Raw genomic sequence first — 21,301 nt, 5'->3', positions numbered from 1 at the left:
TGCATAAGTAGACAATCTTTGGGGGGAGGTGAATAATAATGCAAGATGTATTAGAGCGCGTATCAAAGATTATTGTTGACCGTTTAGGTGTAGAAGAATCTGAGATCCAAATTACAAGCCGTTTCAAAGAAGATTTAGACGCAGACTCATTAGACGTAGTTGAATTAGTAATGCAATTAGAAGATGAGTTTGAATTAGAAATTTCTGACGAAGATGCTGAAAAAATCGTCACAGTTGGTGATGTTGTGAACTACATAGAGAGCAACATGTAATGAGAAAAGTCCCGTATTTTATACGGGACTTCTCATCATTTTCTTGACTAGTAGGTTTAGCAGCATATCAAACTGCTTTTTAGTTGGAGGTAAATATGCCGCATTCAAGAAGAGTAAGAGAATATAAACTTTCTGATGTTGAAAAAGAGAATTTTGTAAAATTACAAAAACAAATAAATATTATGTTTAATAATGAGGGCTTGCTAATTCAAGCGTTTACACATTCATCCTATGTGAATGAGCATCGTAAAAAACCATATGAAGATAATGAGAGATTAGAATATTTAGGGGATGCTGTTTTAGAGCTTACCGTTTCACAATATTTATTTCAAAAATATATAACTATGAGTGAAGGCGAGTTAACAAAATTACGTGCCGCAATCGTTTGTGAACCATCACTTGTGAAATTTGCGAATGAATTAGATTTTGGTCGATATATATTACTTGGTCGCGGAGAAGAATTGACAGGTGGTCGAACGCGTCCAGCATTACTTGCGGATGTTTTTGAAGCATTCATTGGATCATTATATTTGGACCAAGGATTACAAACAGTTATAAACTTCTTATCTCTTCATATATTCCCAAAAATAAACGATGGTGCTTTTTCGCATGTGATGGATTTTAAAAGTCAATTACAAGAGTATGTACAAAGAGACTCCACAGGTTCAATTGAGTATAAAATACTTCAAGAAAAAGGACCAGCTCATAACCGAGAATTTGTTTCAAAAGTATTATTAAATGGTGAAACATTAGGAATCGGTAGTGGTAGATCTAAAAAAGAAGCAGAGCAACAAGCAGCTAAAGAAGCATTATTAAAATTAAAAGAGTCAAGTAAATAGATTAACTAAAAAATCTAGTAGAAACTTGTCAATTAAACGAACAAACTTGATTTTTAGACTGATTGCAAGCGCTTGACTCTTGAGTGTTGAAGCTTGTTGAGGAGCTTAAGTCCCCTAAGGCGGTAAAGAGTACCGTTAGACAGGTGAAGAAACGAAGAAAGCGAGCGTTTGGCGGGCAGTCTGCTCCCCCTTTTATGGGGGAGTTTTTGTGTATATAATTAAATCAAAAAGGGGGAATTCAGTTGTTCCTCAAACGACTAGATATAATTGGATTTAAATCATTCGCTCAGCGAGTTACGATAGATTTTGTAAAAGGTGTTACAGCAGTTGTAGGACCAAATGGAAGTGGTAAAAGTAATATTACAGATGCCATTAGATGGGTACTAGGCGAACAGTCAGTCAAATCATTACGAGGAGCGAAGATGGAGGATATCATTTTTGCTGGTAGTGATGGAAGAAAGCCTTTAAATTATGCAGAAGTTACGCTGACTTTAGATAATCAAGATCAACAATTACCACTTGAGTATAGTGAAGTAAGTGTAACCAGACGTGTTTACCGTTCTGGAGATAGTGATTTTTATATTAATAAACAATCTTGTCGATTAAAAGATATTGTTGATTTATTTATGGATTCTGGACTTGGAAGAGAGGCATTCTCTATTATTTCTCAAGGGAAGGTTGAAGAAATATTAAGCAGTAAGCCAGAAGAACGAAGAGGGATTTTTGAAGAAGCAGCTGGAGTATTAAAGTATAAAAACCGAAAGAAAAAGGCTGAAGCAAAATTATTCGAAACGCAAGAAAACTTAAATCGAGTTGATGATATTTTATTTGAATTAAATTCCCAAATTGAACCATTAAGAATGCAAGCTTCAATTGCAAAGGAATACATAGAACATAGAGATGAGCTAGAAAAGGTTGAGGCAGCTCTCTTAGTATACGAAATTGAATCGCTTCACCAGAAATGGGAGGAGCTTAAACTAGAAATTGCCCAAAACTCTGATCTAGAGATTGCGTTATCGACAGAGATTTCGACTGAAGAATCAAAACAACACGAATTACAAGAGAAATTAAATGCATTAGATGAATCAATCGATCAATTGCAGCAAGTTTTATTAACCGTTACGAAGAACTTGGAAAAATATGAAGGTCAGAAAGAGCTAATGAAGGAGCGAAAAAGAAATACTTCAACTCAATCTGAACAATTAAGAAAACAAATTGATGAAGTTACTGAACAAATAAACGAGACATCTAAATTAATCGAAGCAGAAAAAGAACAAGAAAAACTTTCTCGCCAAAATATAAACAAAACGAAAACAAATATTGTTGAGATCCAAAATGAGATTACATCTTATGAGGGTGATATTGAAGAGCAAATCGAATTAATAAAATCTGACTATATTGAGCTTTTAAATAATCAAGCATCGATTAAAAATGAAAAAACGATGCTTGAAAAGCAAAGCCAACAATACTCAGTAAAATCGAGTCGATTAGATTTAGAAAACGAAAAATACATTCGTCAAAGAGAGAAATTACAGAATAGAAAAACTGAATTGCTTAATGAGAAAGAACAGTTTGATTTAACATTTAAAGAGTTAAATGAAAAATTAGAAACTTTGAATAAGCAACATGATGAAACTTCAACAGTATTAAAGGAAAAAGAAGAATTACTAAATAAAGCTTATCAGTTTATTCAACAAACAAAATCAAGAAAAGAAACACTTGAAGAACTTCAAGAAGATTTTGCTGGTTTTAATCAAGGTGTTAAAGAAATATTGAAAGCAAGAGGCACAAGATTAGAAGGTATTAAAGGTGCAATTGCTGAACTAATTACAACAAACAAACAATACGAAATTGCGATTGAAATTGCACTAGGTGCAGCTACACAACAAATTGTAGTTGAAAATGACGAGCATGCTAGAAGAGCAATTCAATTTTTAAAACAACAACGATTAGGCCGAGCTACATTTTTACCAATGAATATTGTTAAAGCGCGTTTTGTACCCGCAAATGTTATTGAAGGATTAAAAAGAAATTCTTCCTTTATTGGAGTTGCATCATCACTTGTTAGTTATTCAGGCGAGTATGAGCAGGTGATCCAAAACTTACTTGGAACTGTTTTAATCGCACAAGACTTAAAAGGTGCTAATGAACTGGCTAAACTCGTTGGACATCGCTATCGCTTTGTCACGCTTGAAGGTGATGTAGTTAATCCTGGTGGAGCGATGACTGGTGGGGCTGTCCGAACAACGAATTCATCACTTATAGGAAGACAGCGAGAGTTAGAAGAAATCACCGTAAAGCTAAAGGATATGCAAGAAAAGACTAACTCGCTTGAGAGTGAGGTTCAAATACTTAAGGCTTCAAATCTAGAAAGTTCTTCTAAAGCTCAAACATTAAATGATGAAATTCAAAAGGTTAAGCAAATAATTGTTTCAATTATGGAACAGCTAAAAAGTATCGAATTTGAAGAAAAAAATATAAACGATGCTTTAGCAATCTATGATTTAGAAATGGGAAGTTCAGCAAGTGATTTATTAAAAGTTAAAGACCGTCTAGAGGAATTATCATCGTTAAATGCTAATGTGAAAAATGAGATTATTTCTAAAGAACAAAAGATCAATGAATTAACTGAACGGAAACTAAATCAAAAGGAAATTAAAGATGAATTACAATCAAAGTTAACTAGTCTGAAAATTTCTCTGGCACAAGAAGAGCAAAAGTTAAGTTATAGTAACGAAAGAATCCGCCAGTTTGAAGAAAATTCTATCAAACAAAAGCAAATTCTTGAAGAAACGAAAGAAAAAATCATCTTCTTATCAAGTGAACTTATGACGAATGAAAATGGTAAGGAAGAGCTCGAGAACATAATTTCGGATACTCGAATTGAATTTTCAAAAACGACAGAAATTATTTCGAAACGTCGAGAGCAACGAATTGCTTATCAAACAGAACTAGAAGATTATGTTCAATCATTACGTGAAAAGCAACGTCAATATAAGTCACTGTCTGATTTACTAAAGCAGCAAGAAGTAAATAGCAATCGACTTGATGTAGAACTTGAAAATCGTCTTGAACAACTAAATGTAAAGTATATGACTACTTACGAAGCGGCAAAAATGAAATATACACTAGAAATGACAGTTGATGATGCAAGTAAACGAGTTAAACTATTAAAGCGTTCAATTGAGGAATTGGGAACTGTTAATATTGGTGCAATTGATGAGTATGAACGTGTATCTGAACGTCATAATTTCCTTCAAGAACAAAGTACTGATTTAAATGAAGCAAAAATAACACTTTACAATGTAATTAGTGAGATGGATGAAGAAATGACAAAACGTTTTGAAACAAGTTTTAGTGCAATTCGTGAAAAATTCCAAGTCGTCTTTGCTCAGTTGTTTGGTGGAGGTAGAGCTGATTTAGTTCTAACAGATGAGGAAAATTTATTGTTAACAGGTGTGGATATTGTTGCTCAGCCACCAGGTAAAAAGCTTCAAAATTTAGGCTTATTATCAGGAGGCGAACGAGCGCTTACGGCAATCGCGCTACTTTTTGCGATTTTACAAGTACGTCCAGTACCTTTCTGTGTTCTTGATGAGGTTGAAGCTGCACTAGATGAGGCCAATGTAGCTCGATTTGCAAAATTCTTAAAATATTTTAGTGAACAAACTCAATTTATTGTTATTACACACCGTAAAGGTACAATGGAAGAATGTGATGTATTATACGGTGTTACAATGCAAGAATATGGGGTTTCTACGCTAGTATCAGTTCGCTTAGATGAAGGCGAAGCATTATTATCGAATGGTAATTAGAAAGGATTGAAATTATGAGCTTTTTTAAGAAATTAAAAGAAACAATCTCGAAGCAAACGGAGTCAGTGACTCAAAAATTTAAATCTGGATTAGAGAAATCAAGAAATAACCTGACAGAAGGGTTAAACGATTTATTTGCTAGATACCGTAAAGTAGATGAAGATTTTTTTGAAGAACTTGAAGAAATTCTAATTATGGCTGATGTTGGTGTAAACACAGTAATGGAATTAGTAGAGGACTTGAAATTTGAAGTTAAACGAAAAAATATTCAAGATCCAAAAGGTGTACAAGAGGTTATTTCTGAAAAATTAGTTGAATTGTATAAAGGTGATGATTCAACTGATGATTCATTTGAGTTAAATTTAAATCCTGATGGTTTAACAGTTGTTTTATTCGTTGGAGTTAACGGAGTAGGAAAAACAACTTCAATTGGTAAAATCGCTCATAAACTAAAAACTGAAGGCAAAAAAGTACTACTTGCTGCAGGTGACACATTTAGAGCCGGAGCAATTGAACAGTTAGAAGTATGGGGTCAACGTGTTGGTGTAGATACAATTAAACAAGGTGAAGGATCAGATCCAGCTGCAGTAATGTATGATGCAGTTCAAGCTGCAAAAGCTCGTAAAGTAGATGTTTTACTTTGTGACACAGCTGGTCGCCTACAAAATAAAGTAAACTTAATGAAAGAACTTGAAAAAGTACGTAATGTCATTGCTAGAGAAGTACCTGGTGCACCTCACGAAGTATTACTAGTAATTGATGCAACAACGGGCCAAAATGGTCTTGTTCAAGCAAAAACATTCTCCGAAGCTACAAATGTTTCTGGTATCGTCTTAACGAAACTAGACGGAACGGCTAAAGGTGGTATTGTTTTAGCAATCCGAAACGAACTAAAAGTACCAGTTAAATTCGTCGGCCTTGGAGAACAAATGGACGACCTACAACCATTCCAAGCGGAACAATTTGTATATGGCCTATTTGGAGATTTAATGAATAAAGAAGCATAATTTTAAAATTAAGAAATGACGTGGATTTGTTTTAAGTTGAAAGACATATCCACTTTTTTTAAATTGTGTGAATAGAGAGATTAGTAAGACCAAGATGAATGCAGGGATGACCCATAAAAAGCATGCGCCCCACAGTTGAAATTAACTAACAAATAACGTGAATTTCAACTTTGCTAAGTTATTACAATTAGGATAAAAGTTCAATTTAATTATGCTGTTTTGATTTTTATAAATCGTCAAGTAAAAAACTTGACAGATATTTGTGTATTAGGTAAACTAGCATATGTAAAGGCAATTCACTTAACAAAGGAGTGATAGTTTTGGCAGATCATACAATGTTAGATAAGACGATGAGAATCAATTATCTATATGATTTTTATCATTCTCTTTTAACTCCAAAACAACAAAACTATATGTCATTATATTATTTAGATGACTATTCTTTAGGTGAGATTGCGGAAGAGTTTAACATTAGTAGACAGGCGGTTTATGATAATATAAAACGTACTGAAGCTATGTTAGAAGAATACGAAGAGAAATTATTACTTCTTAAAAAATTTCAACAACGAAATGAACTTTTAAATCATTTGAAAACTTATGCTAAAAAAGGTAAAGTTGTAGATGACGAGTTTCTTCGAGTGATCGATGCGTTAGAGAAATTAGAATAATAAGGAGGACGGTTTTATGGCATTTGAAGGATTAGCCGACCGACTTCAAAAGACATTACAAAAGGTTCGAGGCAAAGGTAAAGTATCTGAATCTGATGTCAAGGAAATGATGAGAGAAGTTCGTCTTGCTTTACTAGAGGCGGATGTTAATTTTAAAGTTGTTAAAGATTTTGTGAAACGTGTTTCTGAACGAGCTGTAGGACAAGAAGTATTACAAAGCCTAACGCCTGGTCAACATGTTGTAAAGGTAGTTCAAGAAGAACTAACGGCATTAATGGGTGGAGAACAAAGCAAAATTGCTGTTGCAAATCGCCCGCCGACTGTTATTATGATGGTTGGTTTACAAGGTGCTGGTAAAACAACAACGACAGGTAAATTAGCGAATTTACTTCGAAAAAAGTACAATCGTAAGCCACTTTTAGTTGCAGCAGATATATACCGTCCTGCCGCGATTAAACAGCTTCAAACATTAGGTAAACAATTAGATTTGCCAGTATTTTCATTAGGTGATCAAGTAAGTCCGGTTGAAATTGCGAAACAAGCAATTCAACATGCTAAGGATGAACATCATGATTATGTCCTAATTGATACTGCAGGTCGTTTACATATTGACGAAGGTTTAATGGAAGAACTTGCACAAATTAAAGAACTTTCAAAACCTGAAGAAATCTTCCTAGTTGTTGATGCAATGACAGGACAAGATGCAGTCAATGTGGCACAAAGCTTTAATGATCAATTAGGTTTAACTGGAGTCGTTTTGACGAAGCTTGATGGCGATACTCGTGGTGGTGCAGCATTATCAATTCGTGCAGTGACGAATACTCCAATTAAATTTGTTGGACTTGGTGAAAAACTAGATGCAATTGAGCCGTTCCATCCAGAACGAATGGCATCACGTATTCTAGGAATGGGTGATGTGCTTACTTTAATTGAAAAGGCACAAGAAAACGTAGACCAAGAAAAAGCAAAAGAGATGGAACAAAAATTAAGAAATGCATCTTTTACTTTAGATGATTTCTTAGACCAACTTTCTCAAGTTAAAAAAATGGGACCACTTGGTGATATTTTAAAAATGATGCCAGGTGCAAACAAAATTAAAGGATTGAATGATGTGCAAATTGACGATAAACAAATCGCTCATGTAGAGGCAATTATTCAATCGATGACAAAGCAGGAAAAGCTTACACCAGATATTATTAACTCAAGTCGCAGAAAGCGAATAGCTAGAGGTTCTGGTCGCCCTGTACAAGAAATAAACCGTTTATTAAAACAGTTTGAAGAAATGAAAAAAATGATGAAAATGATGGGCGGCATGCAAAAAGGGAAGAAGAAAGGTTTTAAATTTCCGGGCTTATTCTAACCTATTTGTATAATTTTCCAGCATTTAAACATCATTTAATAAAAAATTATGCTGTTAAGAAATTTTACTTTACAAACAGTATTGGTTTTTGATAATATATAAATCGTTGTAAATATTTTCGGAGGTGCTTTAAAAATGGCAGTTAAAATTCGTTTAAAACGTATGGGAGCTAAAAAATCTCCTTTTTACCGTGTAGTAGTAGCAGACGCTCGTTCTCCTCGTGATGGACGTTTCATCGAGGAAATTGGAACTTACAATCCAGTTGCTCAACCAGCTGAAATCAAAATTAACGAAGAAGCAGCATTAAAATGGTTAGGAACAGGTGCTAAACCATCTGATACAGTTCGTAACTTATTCTCTAAAGCTGGTATCTTAGAGAAATTCCACAACGCTCGCAACGGCAAGTAATTATGGAAAAAAAGATGAATACACTCATAAATGCAATTGTTTCAAGTCTTGTAGATCATCCAGAGGATATTTCACTTCAAGTTAAAGAAGATGAGAATAATCTATACTTTCATTTACAGGTAAATCCTGAAGATGCTGGTAGAGTGATTGGCAAACATGGTAAAATTGCTAAAGCGATTCGTACGGTTGTATATGCAGCAAGTAATGAACACGCAAAACGTATTCACTTAGATATTCAGTAATGTAAAACGGTCCTTGGCTATAGCTAAGGGCCGTTTTCAACATTACAGAGATTTACGGGAAAGCCAATATAATGTGGTGTGTTAGTCCCTATTTATGAATAGATGTAAGTCGTTTGGGCAAGTGGTAGCTTTTGATGCTTTAATGATTTTAAGATATGCTATACTTGGTATTAGGCAAGCTGTTTTAACCGCCTATGGTCTCAGGTAGACATATATACAATCGAAATGGTCAAACTAAAAATGAACATAGAAATTTTAATATAGAGGTAAAAGAATGAAAAAATATTTAAATGTCGGAAAAATTGTAAATACACATGGAGTTCGAGGAGAGGTTCGTGTTATTTCTAGAACTGATTTTCCAGAAAAACGTTACGTAAAAGGTAATACTTTATATTTCTTTAAAGAAAATGAATCGACACCAATTGAATTAATCATAACAAGTCACCGTGTACATAAAAATTTTGATTTACTTACATTTGAAGGGTATGAATCTTTAAACGCGGTAGAACCACTTAAAAATGGGATTTTAAAGATTACTGAAGATCAATTACACGAGCTAGATAAAAATGAGTACTATTACCATGAAATTATTGGTTGTGTTGTTGAGACAATTGATGGAGAAGAAATTGGAAAAATTAAAGAGATATTATCTCCAGGCGCAAACGATGTTTGGGTTATTCAAAGAAAAGGTCAAAAAGATGCCCTTATTCCTTATATCGAGCAAATTGTGAAAGAAATAGATGTAGCGAATAAAAAAGTTAAAATCGAATTAATGGAAGGTCTATTATGATGAAATTAGACTTTTTAACTCTTTTCCCAGAAATGTTTGAAGGAGTTTTAAATTCTTCTATTTTAAAAAAAGCACAAGAAAAAGAGGCTGTTAAGTTTCGCTGTGTAAATTTTAGAGATTTCTCTACGAATAAACATTCAAATGTTGATGACTATCCATATGGTGGTGGCGCTGGTATGGTACTAGCTCCACAGCCGATTTTTGATGCCGTTGATGAATTAGTATCAAAAAGTGAAAATAAGCCGAGGGTAGTCCTTCTATGCCCTCAAGGAGAGCGATTTAATCAACGTAAAGCTGAAGAGCTTGCAAAAGAGGAGCACTTAATCTTTATTTGTGGACATTATGAAGGCTATGATGAACGAATTCGTGAACATGTAGTGACGGATGAAATCTCAATTGGGGATTATGTATTAACAGGTGGAGAACTTGGTGCTATGGTCATTGCCGATAGTGTCGTTCGTTTATTACCTGGGGTACTTGGTAATACTACTTCAAAAATTGAAGATTCATTTAGTACAGGATTATTAGAGCATCCTCATTACACGAGACCTGCCGAATTTAGAGGCCATAAAGTACCAGATGTTTTATTATCAGGAAATCATGCGAAAATTGAAGAATGGCGAACAAAGCAATCTTTTAAACGAACGATAACGCGTCGTCCAGATTTACTCGAAAACTACTCTCTTTCTGAAATAGAGTCAAAATGGATGGATCAAGTAAAAGAAGAATTAAAACAAGAAAACTAGTTGCGTGCACTAATAGAATATGTTAATATAACTTGTGGCTTGAGTAAATACTTAAGCCTTTATTCTCGGTGTTCCGCTGCGAGTCACTAAATCTTGTAAGAGCATCGCTTGGAAAAGGAGAGCATACATTATGCAAAATTTAATCAACGAAATTACAAAAGAACAACTAAGAACTGACTTACCAGCATTCCGTCCTGGTGATACTGTACGAGTTCACGTTAAAGTTGTTGAGGGTACTCGTGAGCGTATCCAATTATTCGAAGGTGTAGTTATTAAACGTCGTGGTGGCGGAATTAGCGAAACTTTCACAGTTCGTAAAATTTCTTACGGAGTTGGTGTTGAACGTACGTTCCCAATTCACACTCCAAAAATTGCTAAATTAGACGTTGTTCGTCGCGGTAAAGTACGTCGTGCTAAACTTTACTACCTACGTGCACTTACTGGTAAAAAAGCAAGAATTAAAGAACTTCGATAGTCTTTTGAAAGGAGCTTGTATTAAACAAGCTCCTTTTTTTCCAATATTTGTAGATTATGGATATAATAAAAAGTAAAATAGAATACATAAATAAAGTTATTAACTTAACTGGTTAAAACTGCAAAACGTATGGTTATAAAATGGAGGGATTAGGTTGAAAGAAAGCAATAGTGGTGGAATTTGGGAATTAGTTAAAACAATTTTTATTGCGCTTGTACTTGCACTTGGTATTCGAACATTCCTTTTTACACCGGTTTTAGTTGACGGTATCTCAATGATGCCAACACTACAGGATCAAAGTAGAATGATTGTAAATAAGATCGTATACAAACTACATGAACCTAGACGTTTTGATATTGTAGTCTTCCATGCTACAAAGGAAAAAGATTATATTAAACGAGTTATTGGCTTACCCGGTGACACAGTAGAATATAGAAATGATGTCCTATATGTTAACGGTAAACCGTATAAAGAACCATATTTGAACGAATATAAAAAAGAAACGACAGATGGTCCTCTAACTGAAGACTTTAAGTTAGAAGAGATTACGGGTAGAAAAACTGTACCGAAAGGACAAGTATTCGTTTTAGGTGATAATCGTCGTTTAAGCAAAGATAGTCGTATTATCGGAACAGTTAGTCAAAAAGAAATTTTAGGCCGAGCAAGTTTTGTTTTTTGGCCGTTATCTGAGGTTGAAATGGCGAAATAAAAGCCAAATTAATCTTGATTATTCAAAGTATAAGAAGGTGGCAACATGACGATTCAATGGTTTCCTGGCCATATGGCAAAAGCTAGAAGACAAGTTACTGAAAAACTATCATTAATTGATGTTGTAATTGAATTAGCGGATGCAAGGGTACCTGCAGCTTCTAGAAATCCAATGATCGATGAAATAATTTCAAATAAACCAAGATTGCTTTTATTAAATAAAGCAGATTTAGCAGATCCAAGAATTACTCAGCAATGGTTAGCGCATTATGAAAAACAAGGCGTAATGGCAATTGCTATTGATGCAGCATCTGGACAAGGGTTAAAAGCAATAATTTCTTCCTGTGAAATACTTGTAAAAGAGAAATTTGATAAAATGAGATCAAAAGGGATTAAACCTCGCGCAATTAGAGCGTTAATTGTTGGGATCCCGAATGTTGGAAAATCGACTTTAATCAATAAGCTCGCACGAAAAAATATTGCTAAAACTGGTGACCGTCCAGGCGTAACGCAAGCACAGCAGTGGATAAAAGTAGGGAAAGAAATTGAACTGCTTGATACACCGGGTATATTGTGGCCTAAATTTGAAGATCAACTTGTAGGTCTTCGTTTAGCTACTACAGGTGCAATAAAAGATAGTATCATTAACCTACAAGAAGTAATGATTTACGCGATTAAATATTTAAGAGAGTTTTATCCAAATGTATTAAAAGAAAGATATGACATGAATGAGGAAGTTTTATTTTCTGAAGAAGTCGTTGATATTTTTGATCATATTGGAAAGAAACGTGGATTACTTATGTCAGGCGGAATTATAGATTATGATAAGACATCTGATTTATTTTTACGTGAGCTAAGAGCAGGGAAATTAGGAAGATTAACTTTCGAAAATCCATCAATGCTTGAAGTAACAACTGATGAAATATTAGAAGAAAGTGCGCAAGAATAAGCGTACTTTCTTCTTTTTTAATGAAATTTTATGGTCTAAACAGAACATGTTATAAAAGGAGTTCAAAATTATGTCTCTGAAAATAGATGAAATAAAAAATATACTAAGTGAATTAACTGACCCAACGAATGAACTCTTAAAAGAATTTGAAAGTGATCAAAGAATTGGTGTACAAAAGCTAGTAGCTAAATGGTATAGAGAACAAGAAAAAAGAGATTTAGCTAGAGAGAAATTCCTTAAAATGATGGAATATGAACAGAATCTTTACAGCCAAAATATAAAGTTAATTGCAGGAGTAGATGAAGTTGGTAGAGGTCCATTAGCTGGTCCTGTTGTAGCAGCGGCAGTAATTTTAGCGGAAAATACTGAGCTAATTGGATTAGATGATTCCAAAAAATTATCTAAAGAAAAACGACAGTATTTCGTAAAGCGAATCAAGGAAGAAGCAATTTCTTATGGGGTTGGTATGGCCAGTTCAACTGAAATAGATGAAATCAATATTTATGAAGCGACTAAATTAGCGATGAGACGTGCAATCGAACAACTTACTCATTCGCCTGAACATTTATTAATTGATGCAATGAAACTTCCGCTGGATATTTCTCAAACATCTATCATTAAGGGTGATGCAACGAGCATCAGTATAGCAGCTGCATCTGTACTTGCAAAAGAAACAAGAGATTCTTTAATGTGCGAACTTAGTTTAAAGCATCCAAACTATGGATTTGAAAAGCATATGGGATATGGAACTAAGGAACATTTAAAAGCGATCGATGAGCATGGAATTATTAATGAACATAGAAGATCCTTTGCACCAATTAAAGAAAAAGTTTGATTGTATAATTGGTAATTAGATTACATCAATTTACTGAAGTGGTCTAAAATATAATAGATTAACGGCGTTTAAAATTAACATTTTAAGTTTGTATTAAATAGTTAAATGAATCGAAAGGATATAAACCTAAAATCAAAATGATACTAATTGTCGTTAATCTATTTTCAAAGGATAAAGATAAATTATTGGTAAAATAATATTGTAATATGATAAACTACATTAACTATTGTATATGAAAGGGTTTTCTATATAAAAACATAGAATATTTAATTCTTTTCTACTAAAGTATTTACAGTATATTCGGTAAGAGATACAATAGGTATGTGTTTTAATTTGTCTTGTTCTAAAAGGGGAGGATGGATCATGAATATCCATGAGTATCAAGGGAAAGAAATCCTACGAAGCTATGGCGTAAAAGTACCAAATGGTAAAGTTGCATTCACAGTTGAAGAAGCAGTAGAAGCAGCTAAAGAATTAGGTACAGCTGTATGCGTAGTAAAAGCTCAAATTCACGCTGGTGGCCGCGGTAAAGCGGGTGGCGTAAAAGTAGCGAAAAATTTAGATGAAGTAAATACATATGCTAGTGAAATTCTAGGTAAAGTATTAGTTACTCATCAAACTGGACCAGAAGGTAAGGAAGTTAAGCGCTTACTTATCGAAGAAGGCTGCGATATTAAAAAAGAATATTATGTTGGTTTAGTTTTAGACCGCGCTACTTCACAAGTTGTATTAATGGCTTCTGAAGAAGGTGGAACTGAAATTGAAGAAGTAGCTGAAAAAACACCTGAAAAAATCTTTAAAGAGTATATTGATCCAGCAGTAGGTCTACAAGGCTTCCAAGCTCGTCGTATTGCGTTCAATATCAACATTCCAAGCAACCTAGTAAACAAAGCTGTTAAGTTCATGATGGGCTTATATAGTGCGTTTATCGAAAAAGATTGCTCAATCGCTGAAATTAACCCATTAGTAGTTACAGGTGATGGAGAAGTAATGGCACTAGATGCAAAGTTAAACTTTGACTCAAATGCTTTATATCGTCATGCAGACATTTTAGCTTACCGTGACTTAGAAGAAGAAGATCCAAAAGAAATCGAAGCTTCTAAGTATGACTTAAACTATATTTCTTTATATGGAAATATCGGATGTATGGTTAATGGTGCTGGTCTAGCAATGGCTACAATGGATATCATTAAACACTACGGTGGAGATCCCGCTAACTTCCTTGATGTTGGGGGCGGTGCTACAGCTGAGAAAGTTACAGAAGCGTTTAAAATCATCCTTTCTGACCAAAATGTTAAAGGTATTTTCGTTAATATCTTCGGTGGCATCATGAAGTGTGATGTTATTGCTGAAGGTGTAATCGAAGCAACTAAACAAGTTGGTTTACACTTACCATTAGTTGTTCGTTTAGAAGGAACGAATGTTGAATTAGGTAAGAAGATTCTTAATGAGTCAGGCTTAAACATTGTTGCAGCAGATTCAATGGCGGATGGCGCTGAAAAAATCGTTGCACTTGTAGGCTAAGAAAGGGAGGATAAAAATGAGCGTATTCATTAATAAAGATACAAAAGTCATTGTACAAGGTATTACTGGTTCACAAGGCTTATTCCATACAACTCAAATGTTAGAGTATGGAACTAAAATCGTTGGTGGTGTAACTCCTGGTAAAGGTGGAACTGACATTGCTGGCGTACCTGTATTCAATACAGTTAAAGATGCAGTTGAAGCTACTGGTGCTAATGCATCTGTAATCTACGTACCACCAGCATTTGCTGCTGATGCAATCATGGAAGCAGTTGATGCAGAATTAGATATCGCTATTTGTATTACAGAAGGTATTCCAGTACTTGATATGGTAAATGTTAAAAGGTACATGGAAGGCAAAAAGACTAGATTAGTTGGTCCTAACTGTCCTGGTGTTATCACTCCAGATGAGTGTAAAATTGGTATCATGCCTGGTTACATTCATAAAAAAGGTCATGTTGGAATCGTATCACGTTCTGGTACATTAACTTATGAGGCTGTACATCAATTAACTCAAGCTGGTATTGGTCAATCTACAGCTGTAGGTATTGGTGGAGACCCTGTAAATGGAACTAACTTCATCGATGTATTAAAAGCATTCAATGAAGATCCAGAAACTTATGCAGTTATTATGATTGGTGAAATCGGTGGAACTGCAGAAGAAGAAGCTGCTGAGTGGGTACAAGCTAATATGGCGAAACCAGTAGTAGGGTTCATTGGCGGTCAAACAGCTCCAGAAGGTAAACGTATGGGACATGCTGGTGCAATTATCGCAGGCGGTAAAGGTACTGCTAAAGAGAAAATGGCTACAATGGAAAGCTGTGGCATTAAAGTTGCACTTACTCCAGCAGTAATGGGCGAAACTTTAATTGGTGTATTAAAAGAGCGTGGCTTATATGAACAATGTAAGACACATGAAGCTTTAGTATAAGAATGATAAAACAAGTAGCCTCCGTTAGGAGGCTACTTGTTATTAGAAGAAAGGAGAATACATGAAAAATAAAATTCGACTTATTCATTTGCATCATTTTTTATTTGAAAACTATCAGGCAATCAAGAAGATTCTTCTCTATGATCCACATTTAGAAAACCTCTATCAATATTCACCTTCTACATTTAAAACTACATTTCAAATGACTTCGATAGCCGCTGAAAAATTATATGATCAACTTCATTCAACTTCCATTTTTGATATTTTAAAAGAAAGCTATAAAAAAAATATTAAAATTATTACAATTTATGATGATGTATACCCGGATTTGTTAAGAGAAATATGTGACCCTCCCTTTGTTTTATATTTGAAAGGTAATCAAAATATCCTTAATAAACAATTTATGTTGAGTATAATTGGAGCTAGAAAACCAACTTCATTTGCAAAAATTATTTGTGATTCATTAATATTAGGTCTGATAAGAGAAAATTGTGTTATTGTAAGTGGAATGGCATCCGGATGCGATTCGATTGCACATCATTCAGCTATTTTCCACAACGGAAAAACGATTGCAGTTGTCGGTTGTGGGTTAGACTATATTTATCCGAAAGAAAACCGTAACTTATTTAACGAAATATCTTTAAATCATTTAGTTATTAGCGAATATCCATATTATATTAGACCAGAAAAAAGATATTTTCCTAGAAGAAATAGAATTATTGCTGGTTTATCAAAAGGTTTAATCGTTTTAGAGGCTAAGGAGAAGAGCGGCACGATGATTACTGCAAATTTTGCAATTCAATATAATAGAGAGGTATTTGCAGTGCCAGGTCCGATTATAATGGAAGAATATAAAGGAAATCATCGATTAATTCAGGATGGAGCGAAATTAATTACATGTACAAATGATATTTTAGAGGAATTTTAGGAATATACTAAAAAATAAAAAAATATGTTTATATTACAAAATATTGACAATACTAATGCGACTTGTGGTATTTTATATCTAAATAAAATTTGACTAATGTATAGAATAAACTATACAATTTGAAATTGTATGAAGGAAAATCAAAAATATAAATTGAACTCTTCTTATTATGAATCTATTTGAGAATACATAAGAATAAAAGAAAGAAATAAGGAATACAGAGAGTAATGAATAGGAAACTCTCGGGAGGCTTAAAAGATGGCAGAAAATTTAGTTATAGTGGAGTCCCCTTCAAAGGCTAAAACAATAGAAAAGTACTTAGGTAAAAAATTCAAAGTAATCGCATCAATGGGACATGTTCGAGATCTACCTAAAAGCCAGATGGGGATTGAAATAGAAAACGATTACAACCCAAAATACATAACAATCCGTGGAAAAGGTCCAGTTTTAAAGGATTTAAGATCTGCTGCGAAAAAAGCAAAAAAAATCTATCTAGCAGCCGATCCAGATCGCGAGGGTGAAGCAATAGCATGGCATATTGCGAATACACTCAATATCGATACATCATCGGATTGTCGTGTAGTGTTTAATGAAATTACAAAAGATGCTATTAAAGAGTCTTTTAAAAAACCTAGACCAATTAATATGAATTTAGTAGACGCACAGCAAGCAAGACGTGTACTAGATCGTTTAGTAGGGTATAACATAAGCCCATTACTATGGAAGAAAGTGAAAAAGGGCTTAAGTGCTGGTCGAGTTCAATCTGTCGCTCTTAGACTAATCATCGAAAGAGAAAAAGAGATTGAAATCTTCCAACCTGAAGAATACTGGACAATTAAAAGTAAAGCTTTAACAAAGAAAGAAACATTTGATACTTCTTTTTACGGTGTTAATGGTAAAAAATTGGAATTGAATTCTGAAACTGACGTGAAAAATGTTTTATCACAAATTAAAGGTGATCACTTTGAAGTTCAAAGTGTTACTAGAAAAGAACGTAAACGCAATCCAGCAACTGCTTTTACTACTTCCTTACTACAGCAGGAAGCAGCTAGAAAATTAAATATGCGTGCAAAGAAAACGATGATGATTGCACAGCAATTATATGAAGGAATTTCCCTAGGTAGTGGAGGACAGGTCGGATTAATCACATATATGAGAACTGATTCGACTAGAATATCCGATGTTGCGACTGAGGAAGCAAAATCTTATATAATTGATACTTATGGTGCAGATTTTATTGCTACAAATAAAAAAAGTGAAAAGAAATCAGATAAAGTACAAGATGCTCACGAAGCAATTAGACCAACGTCTACATTACGTTCGCCTGATACAATCAAAGCACATGTTAGCCGTGATCAATATCGACTTTATAAATTAATATGGGAACGATTTGTTGCTAGTCAGATGGCATCAGCAGTACTCGATACGGTTAAAGTTGACTTAATTAATAATGATGTAATATTTAGAGCTAATGGATCTGTAGTTAAATTCCCTGGGTTTATGAAGGTGTATATAGAAAGTAATGATGATGGCACAGAAGAAAAAGACCGTATCCTTCCACCGTTAGCTGAAGGTGAAAAAGTTAAATTAGAAGATCTATTACCTGAACAACATTTTACTCAACCTCCTCCACGTTACACGGAAGCTAGATTAGTAAAAACGCTTGAAGAGTTAGGAATAGGTCGACCATCAACTTATGTACCAACTTTAGAAACGATTCAGAAACGTGGATATGTTTCACTAGATAATAAACGATTTGTACCTACTGAACTAGGTCAAATAGTATTTGACTTAGTCGTAGAGTTTTTCCCAGAAGTAATTAATATTGAGTTCACGGTTCAAATGGAAGGCGACCTTGATAAAATTGAAGATGGTAATGTGAACTGGATTCAAATCATCGATCAATTTTATAGAGGTTTTGAGAAGCACTTAGAAATAGCTGAGAAAGAAATGCAAAAAGTTGAAATTAGAGATGAACCTGCTGGTGAAGACTGTGAATTATGTGGAAATCCAATGGTATTTAAAATGGGCAGATACGGTAAGTTCATGGCGTGCTCAAACTTTCCAGATTGCAGAAATACAAAAGCAATCGTAAAAGATATTGGTGTCAAATGTCCTACATGTAAAGATGGGAATATAATTGAACGTAAATCGAAAAAGAATCGAATATTCTATGGATGTACGAATTATCCAGAATGTGAATTCTTATCATGGGATAAGCCAATTGCAAGACCTTGTCCGAAATGTGAAAACTTACTAGTTGAAAAGAAAATGAAAAAAGGTATTCAAGTTCAATGTGTATCTTGTGACTACAAAGAGGATCAACAAGTGTGAGTAATTAATTTAACTCACTTCAGACATCAGTCTGAAAATCAAATTTATGGGACTTTGTCTAAATACAAGTGTGAGCAATTAATTTGCTCACTTTTACTTTTCATATCAACTTTTTATTAAGAAATCTTTAAGAAAAAAATTATAAAATATTATTACGTAATTTTGATTGAATCAGCGTAGAAGGAGTTAACAATGAAAGAACAATTTATTAATGTAATTGGGGCAGGTTTAGCAGGAAGCGAGGCTGCTTATCAAATCGCAAAAAGAGGAATTAAAGTACATTTATACGAGATGAGACCAGTTAGACAAACACCTGCTCATCATACCGATAAGTTTGCTGAATTAGTTTGTAGTAATTCACTAAGAGCGAATACATTAACGAACGCTGTTGGTGTATTAAAAGAGGAAATGAGAAGATTAGATTCAGTTATAATTCGATCTGCTGATGAGTGTGCTGTACCAGCAGGTGGTGCGTTAGCTGTAGACCGACATGAGTTTGCAAGCCGTGTAACTGAGTATGTAAAAAATCATCCAAATGTAACTGTGCATAACGAAGAAATGACTAAAATTCCTGAAGGACCAACAGTTATCGCAACAGGACCTTTAACATCACCTGAATTATCACAGCAATTAAAGGAATTAACGGGTGAAGATTATTTCTATTTTTATGATGCTGCGGCTCCGATAGTAGAAAAAGAAAGTATTGATTTAAATAAAGTATATTTAAAATCAAGATATGATAAAGGTGAAGCAGCTTACTTAAATTGTCCAATGACAGAAGAGGAATTTGATCGTTTTTATGAAGCATTAACCACAGCAGAAACAGTTCCTTTAAAAGAATTTGAAAAAGAGATTTTCTTTGAAGGCTGTATGCCAGTTGAAGTAATGGCTAAACGTGGAAAGCAAACATTATTATTCGGACCAATGAAACCAGTAGGCCTAGAGGATCCAAAGACTGGTAAGACGCCGTATGCAGTTGTCCAACTACGTCAGGATGACAGTGCTGGAACTTTATATAATATAGTAGGATTCCAAACGCATTTAAAATGGGGGCCTCAAAAAGAAGTTTTACAATTAATACCTGGCCTAGAGAATGCTGAAATTGTAAGATATGGTGTAATGCATCGGAATACGTTTATAAATTCACCGAATCTATTAGAGGCAACATATCGCTTTAAAGGTCGTGAAGATTTATTCTTTGCAGGTCAAATGACTGGAGTGGAAGGTTATGTAGAATCTGCAGCATCTGGTTTAGTAGCGGGGATAAATGCAGCTAGATACGTAATGGAAAGAGAGTTAGTCGTATTCCCGGCAGAAACTGCTATTGGAAGTATGGCTAATTATATAACGACAACAAGTGCGAAACACTTCCAACCTATGAATGCTAATTTCGGTCTATTCCCTAAGCTTGATGTCAAAATTAAAAGAAAACAAGAACGATATGAAGCTTATGCAAACCGTGCATTAGAATCAATTATGAATTTTGTAGAATGTTAAGAAAATAAATTGCAAATAGCTACTTAATATGTTAGTATGTAGTGGCTTGTGAGGAGAAATTACCTTGAATATTAAAATATTGTGTCAATTATTCATTCAGTATTTACAATTAGAGAAAAACTCTTCACAATACACATTAAATAGTTATAAAAAAATTGTTGAACAATTTCTAGTTTTTATGGAGCAACAATCCATTATTTCATTTTCTTCAGTTACTTATTCTGATGTTCGTCTCTATTTAACAACTTTGCATGACAAACAGCTATCAAGACGTACAGTCTCAAAGCATATTTCTTGTTTAAGAAGTTTCTATCGTTTTCTTATGAGAGAAAATGAAGCAAAAGAGAATCCTTTTGTATTAGCGTCACTTCCTAAAAAAGAAACTATGATACCAAGATTTTTATACAAGGAAGAACTTGAAAAACTATTTAAGATTAGCGATCTAGATACGGAACTTGGACAAAGAAATCAAGCTCTTTTAGAATTGCTATATGCTACCGGAATCCGAGTAAGCGAATGCTGTAATTTGACATTAAAAGACATAGATTTTCAAATTGGGACTATTTTAGTAACGGGCAAAGGGAATAAACAGCGGTATATTCCCTTTGGCAGTTATGCAGAAAAAGCTCTTCATACATATATAGAAGATGGCCGAAATAGACTGATAGTAGCTAACAAGCAAATGAATGACGATCTTTTTTTGAATCACCGTGGTACAAAACTAACGGCAAGAGGTGTCCGTGGTATTTTAGAAAAAATGATCAAAGATACTTCGTTGACTAATAAAATCTATCCACATATGTTAAGGCATACCTTTGCTACGCATATGCTTGATAACGGTGCTGATATTCGTAGTGTTCAAGAATTACTTGGACATGAGAATTTATCATCTACTCAAATCTATACACATGTAACGAAGGAAAGATTACAAAAGGTATACAATTTACATCATCCTAGAGCATAAATTCGCTCA

Annotated in this window: 20 protein-coding genes; all 20 read left to right on the top strand. The window is 34.1% G+C overall.

The genetic code is table 11. From position 1 onward, the window contains the following. The first annotated feature begins 38 nt into the window (after window positions 1-38). The 20 genes from acpP (at window position 39) to xerC (ending at window position 21,292) form a co-directional block, all read left to right on the top strand. Window positions 39-272: an acyl carrier protein gene (gene acpP, locus COI44_RS05330; RefSeq protein WP_025568936.1), complete on the top strand. Its 234-nt coding sequence runs from the start codon at window positions 39-41 to the stop codon at window positions 270-272. Window positions 273-367: 95 nt separating this feature from the next. After that, window positions 368-1,111 (top strand): ribonuclease III, encoded by a 744-nt coding sequence (gene rnc, locus COI44_RS05325; protein WP_098426993.1) that lies wholly within the window; start codon window positions 368-370, stop codon window positions 1,109-1,111. A 242-nt stretch (window positions 1,112-1,353) separates the two neighbouring features. Beyond that, entirely contained in the window at window positions 1,354-4,926 is a 3,573-nt protein-coding gene (gene smc, locus COI44_RS05320; protein WP_098426992.1) for a chromosome segregation protein SMC, read from the top strand. Window positions 4,927-4,940: 14 nt separating this feature from the next. Next, window positions 4,941-5,933 carry a signal recognition particle-docking protein FtsY gene (ftsY, locus tag COI44_RS05315; RefSeq protein WP_098426991.1) on the top strand — a complete coding sequence of 331 codons (993 nt, stop codon included), beginning with the start codon at window positions 4,941-4,943 and terminating at the stop codon, window positions 5,931-5,933. Window positions 5,934-6,268: 335 nt separating this feature from the next. Continuing rightward, window positions 6,269-6,601 (top strand): putative DNA-binding protein, encoded by a 333-nt coding sequence (locus COI44_RS05310; RefSeq protein ID WP_098427113.1) that lies wholly within the window; start codon window positions 6,269-6,271, stop codon window positions 6,599-6,601. Window positions 6,602-6,617: 16 nt separating this feature from the next. Further along, complete coding sequence (gene ffh, locus COI44_RS05305; RefSeq protein ID WP_098426990.1) at window positions 6,618-7,961, top strand: signal recognition particle protein; 1,344 nt, start codon at window positions 6,618-6,620, stop codon at window positions 7,959-7,961. Between the two features lie 135 nt (window positions 7,962-8,096). Then, the gene (gene rpsP / locus COI44_RS05300; RefSeq protein WP_025569022.1) at window positions 8,097-8,369 is read left to right on the top strand and encodes a 30S ribosomal protein S16; all 273 of its coding nucleotides are present in this window, start codon (window positions 8,097-8,099) and stop codon (window positions 8,367-8,369) included. Between the two features lie 14 nt (window positions 8,370-8,383). After that, on the top strand, window positions 8,384-8,611 hold the full coding sequence (locus tag COI44_RS05295; RefSeq protein WP_087998621.1) for a KH domain-containing protein: 228 nt from the start codon (window positions 8,384-8,386) through the stop codon (window positions 8,609-8,611). A 274-nt stretch (window positions 8,612-8,885) separates the two neighbouring features. Further along, the gene (rimM, locus tag COI44_RS05290) at window positions 8,886-9,401 is read left to right on the top strand and encodes a ribosome maturation factor RimM (RefSeq protein ID WP_098426989.1); all 516 of its coding nucleotides are present in this window, start codon (window positions 8,886-8,888) and stop codon (window positions 9,399-9,401) included. Then, a complete protein-coding gene (trmD, locus tag COI44_RS05285; RefSeq protein ID WP_098427112.1) occupies window positions 9,401-10,147 on the top strand; it encodes a tRNA (guanosine(37)-N1)-methyltransferase TrmD in 747 nt (248 codons plus the stop codon). The genes rimM and trmD overlap by 1 nt, the downstream gene beginning before the upstream one ends. Before the next feature lie 130 nt (window positions 10,148-10,277). Further along, window positions 10,278-10,622 carry a 50S ribosomal protein L19 gene (gene rplS, locus COI44_RS05280; RefSeq protein ID WP_025569026.1) on the top strand — a complete coding sequence of 115 codons (345 nt, stop codon included), beginning with the start codon at window positions 10,278-10,280 and terminating at the stop codon, window positions 10,620-10,622. Between the two features lie 154 nt (window positions 10,623-10,776). Further along, complete coding sequence (gene lepB / locus COI44_RS05275; protein WP_056470894.1) at window positions 10,777-11,331, top strand: signal peptidase I; 555 nt, start codon at window positions 10,777-10,779, stop codon at window positions 11,329-11,331. 45 nt (window positions 11,332-11,376) lie between these two features. After that, a complete protein-coding gene (gene ylqF, locus COI44_RS05270) occupies window positions 11,377-12,279 on the top strand; it encodes a ribosome biogenesis GTPase YlqF (RefSeq protein WP_098426988.1) in 903 nt (300 codons plus the stop codon). A 67-nt stretch (window positions 12,280-12,346) separates the two neighbouring features. Beyond that, window positions 12,347-13,114, top strand: coding sequence for a ribonuclease HII (locus COI44_RS05265; protein ID WP_286163785.1), 768 nt, complete (start codon window positions 12,347-12,349; stop codon window positions 13,112-13,114). A 363-nt stretch (window positions 13,115-13,477) separates the two neighbouring features. Then, complete coding sequence (gene sucC / locus COI44_RS05260; protein WP_056470885.1) at window positions 13,478-14,638, top strand: ADP-forming succinate--CoA ligase subunit beta; 1,161 nt, start codon at window positions 13,478-13,480, stop codon at window positions 14,636-14,638. A 16-nt stretch (window positions 14,639-14,654) separates the two neighbouring features. Then, complete coding sequence (sucD, locus tag COI44_RS05255) at window positions 14,655-15,569, top strand: succinate--CoA ligase subunit alpha (RefSeq protein WP_098426986.1); 915 nt, start codon at window positions 14,655-14,657, stop codon at window positions 15,567-15,569. A gap of 61 nt (window positions 15,570-15,630) precedes the next feature. Continuing rightward, window positions 15,631-16,497: a DNA-processing protein DprA gene (gene dprA / locus COI44_RS05250; RefSeq protein ID WP_098426985.1), complete on the top strand. Its 867-nt coding sequence runs from the start codon at window positions 15,631-15,633 to the stop codon at window positions 16,495-16,497. Window positions 16,498-16,755: 258 nt separating this feature from the next. After that, the gene (gene topA, locus COI44_RS05245) at window positions 16,756-18,831 is read left to right on the top strand and encodes a type I DNA topoisomerase (protein WP_098426984.1); all 2,076 of its coding nucleotides are present in this window, start codon (window positions 16,756-16,758) and stop codon (window positions 18,829-18,831) included. Between the two features lie 192 nt (window positions 18,832-19,023). Further along, window positions 19,024-20,328 (top strand): FADH(2)-oxidizing methylenetetrahydrofolate--tRNA-(uracil(54)-C(5))-methyltransferase TrmFO, encoded by a 1,305-nt coding sequence (trmFO, locus tag COI44_RS05240; RefSeq protein WP_098426983.1) that lies wholly within the window; start codon window positions 19,024-19,026, stop codon window positions 20,326-20,328. A gap of 64 nt (window positions 20,329-20,392) precedes the next feature. Next, the gene (xerC, locus tag COI44_RS05235; RefSeq protein ID WP_098426982.1) at window positions 20,393-21,292 is read left to right on the top strand and encodes a tyrosine recombinase XerC; all 900 of its coding nucleotides are present in this window, start codon (window positions 20,393-20,395) and stop codon (window positions 21,290-21,292) included. The last annotated feature ends 9 nt before the right edge of the window (window positions 21,293-21,301 follow it).

Source organism: Bacillus sp. AFS088145 (assembly GCF_002564465.1).
Lineage (GTDB): Bacteria > Bacillota > Bacilli > Bacillales > Bacillaceae_G > Gottfriedia.
The sequence above is the reverse complement of the archived record's forward strand: the minus strand, read 5'-3'. Positions and strand labels throughout refer to the sequence as shown.

Excerpts from the sequence above, each read along its gene's own strand:
- sucC (WP_056470885.1), top strand. The coding sequence starts at position 13,478 with ATGAATATCCATGAGTATCAAGGGAAAGAAATCCTACGAAGCTATGGC.
- rpsP (WP_025569022.1), top strand. The coding sequence starts at position 8,097 with ATGGCAGTTAAAATTCGTTTAAAACGTATGGGAGCTAAAAAATCTCCT.
- trmFO (WP_098426983.1), top strand. The coding sequence starts at position 19,024 with ATGAAAGAACAATTTATTAATGTAATTGGGGCAGGTTTAGCAGGAAGC.
- rnc (WP_098426993.1), top strand. The coding sequence starts at position 368 with ATGCCGCATTCAAGAAGAGTAAGAGAATATAAACTTTCTGATGTTGAA.
- trmD (WP_098427112.1), top strand. The coding sequence starts at position 9,401 with ATGAAATTAGACTTTTTAACTCTTTTCCCAGAAATGTTTGAAGGAGTT.
- sucD (WP_098426986.1), top strand. The coding sequence starts at position 14,655 with ATGAGCGTATTCATTAATAAAGATACAAAAGTCATTGTACAAGGTATT.
- ffh (WP_098426990.1), top strand. The coding sequence starts at position 6,618 with ATGGCATTTGAAGGATTAGCCGACCGACTTCAAAAGACATTACAAAAG.
- ftsY (WP_098426991.1), top strand. The coding sequence starts at position 4,941 with ATGAGCTTTTTTAAGAAATTAAAAGAAACAATCTCGAAGCAAACGGAG.
- dprA (WP_098426985.1), top strand. The coding sequence starts at position 15,631 with ATGAAAAATAAAATTCGACTTATTCATTTGCATCATTTTTTATTTGAA.
- ylqF (WP_098426988.1), top strand. The coding sequence starts at position 11,377 with ATGACGATTCAATGGTTTCCTGGCCATATGGCAAAAGCTAGAAGACAA.
- COI44_RS05295 (WP_087998621.1), top strand. The coding sequence starts at position 8,384 with ATGAATACACTCATAAATGCAATTGTTTCAAGTCTTGTAGATCATCCA.
- rplS (WP_025569026.1), top strand. The coding sequence starts at position 10,278 with ATGCAAAATTTAATCAACGAAATTACAAAAGAACAACTAAGAACTGAC.
- topA (WP_098426984.1), top strand. The coding sequence starts at position 16,756 with ATGGCAGAAAATTTAGTTATAGTGGAGTCCCCTTCAAAGGCTAAAACA.
- COI44_RS05310 (WP_098427113.1), top strand. The coding sequence starts at position 6,269 with ATGTTAGATAAGACGATGAGAATCAATTATCTATATGATTTTTATCAT.
- acpP (WP_025568936.1), top strand. The coding sequence starts at position 39 with ATGCAAGATGTATTAGAGCGCGTATCAAAGATTATTGTTGACCGTTTA.
- rimM (WP_098426989.1), top strand. The coding sequence starts at position 8,886 with ATGAAAAAATATTTAAATGTCGGAAAAATTGTAAATACACATGGAGTT.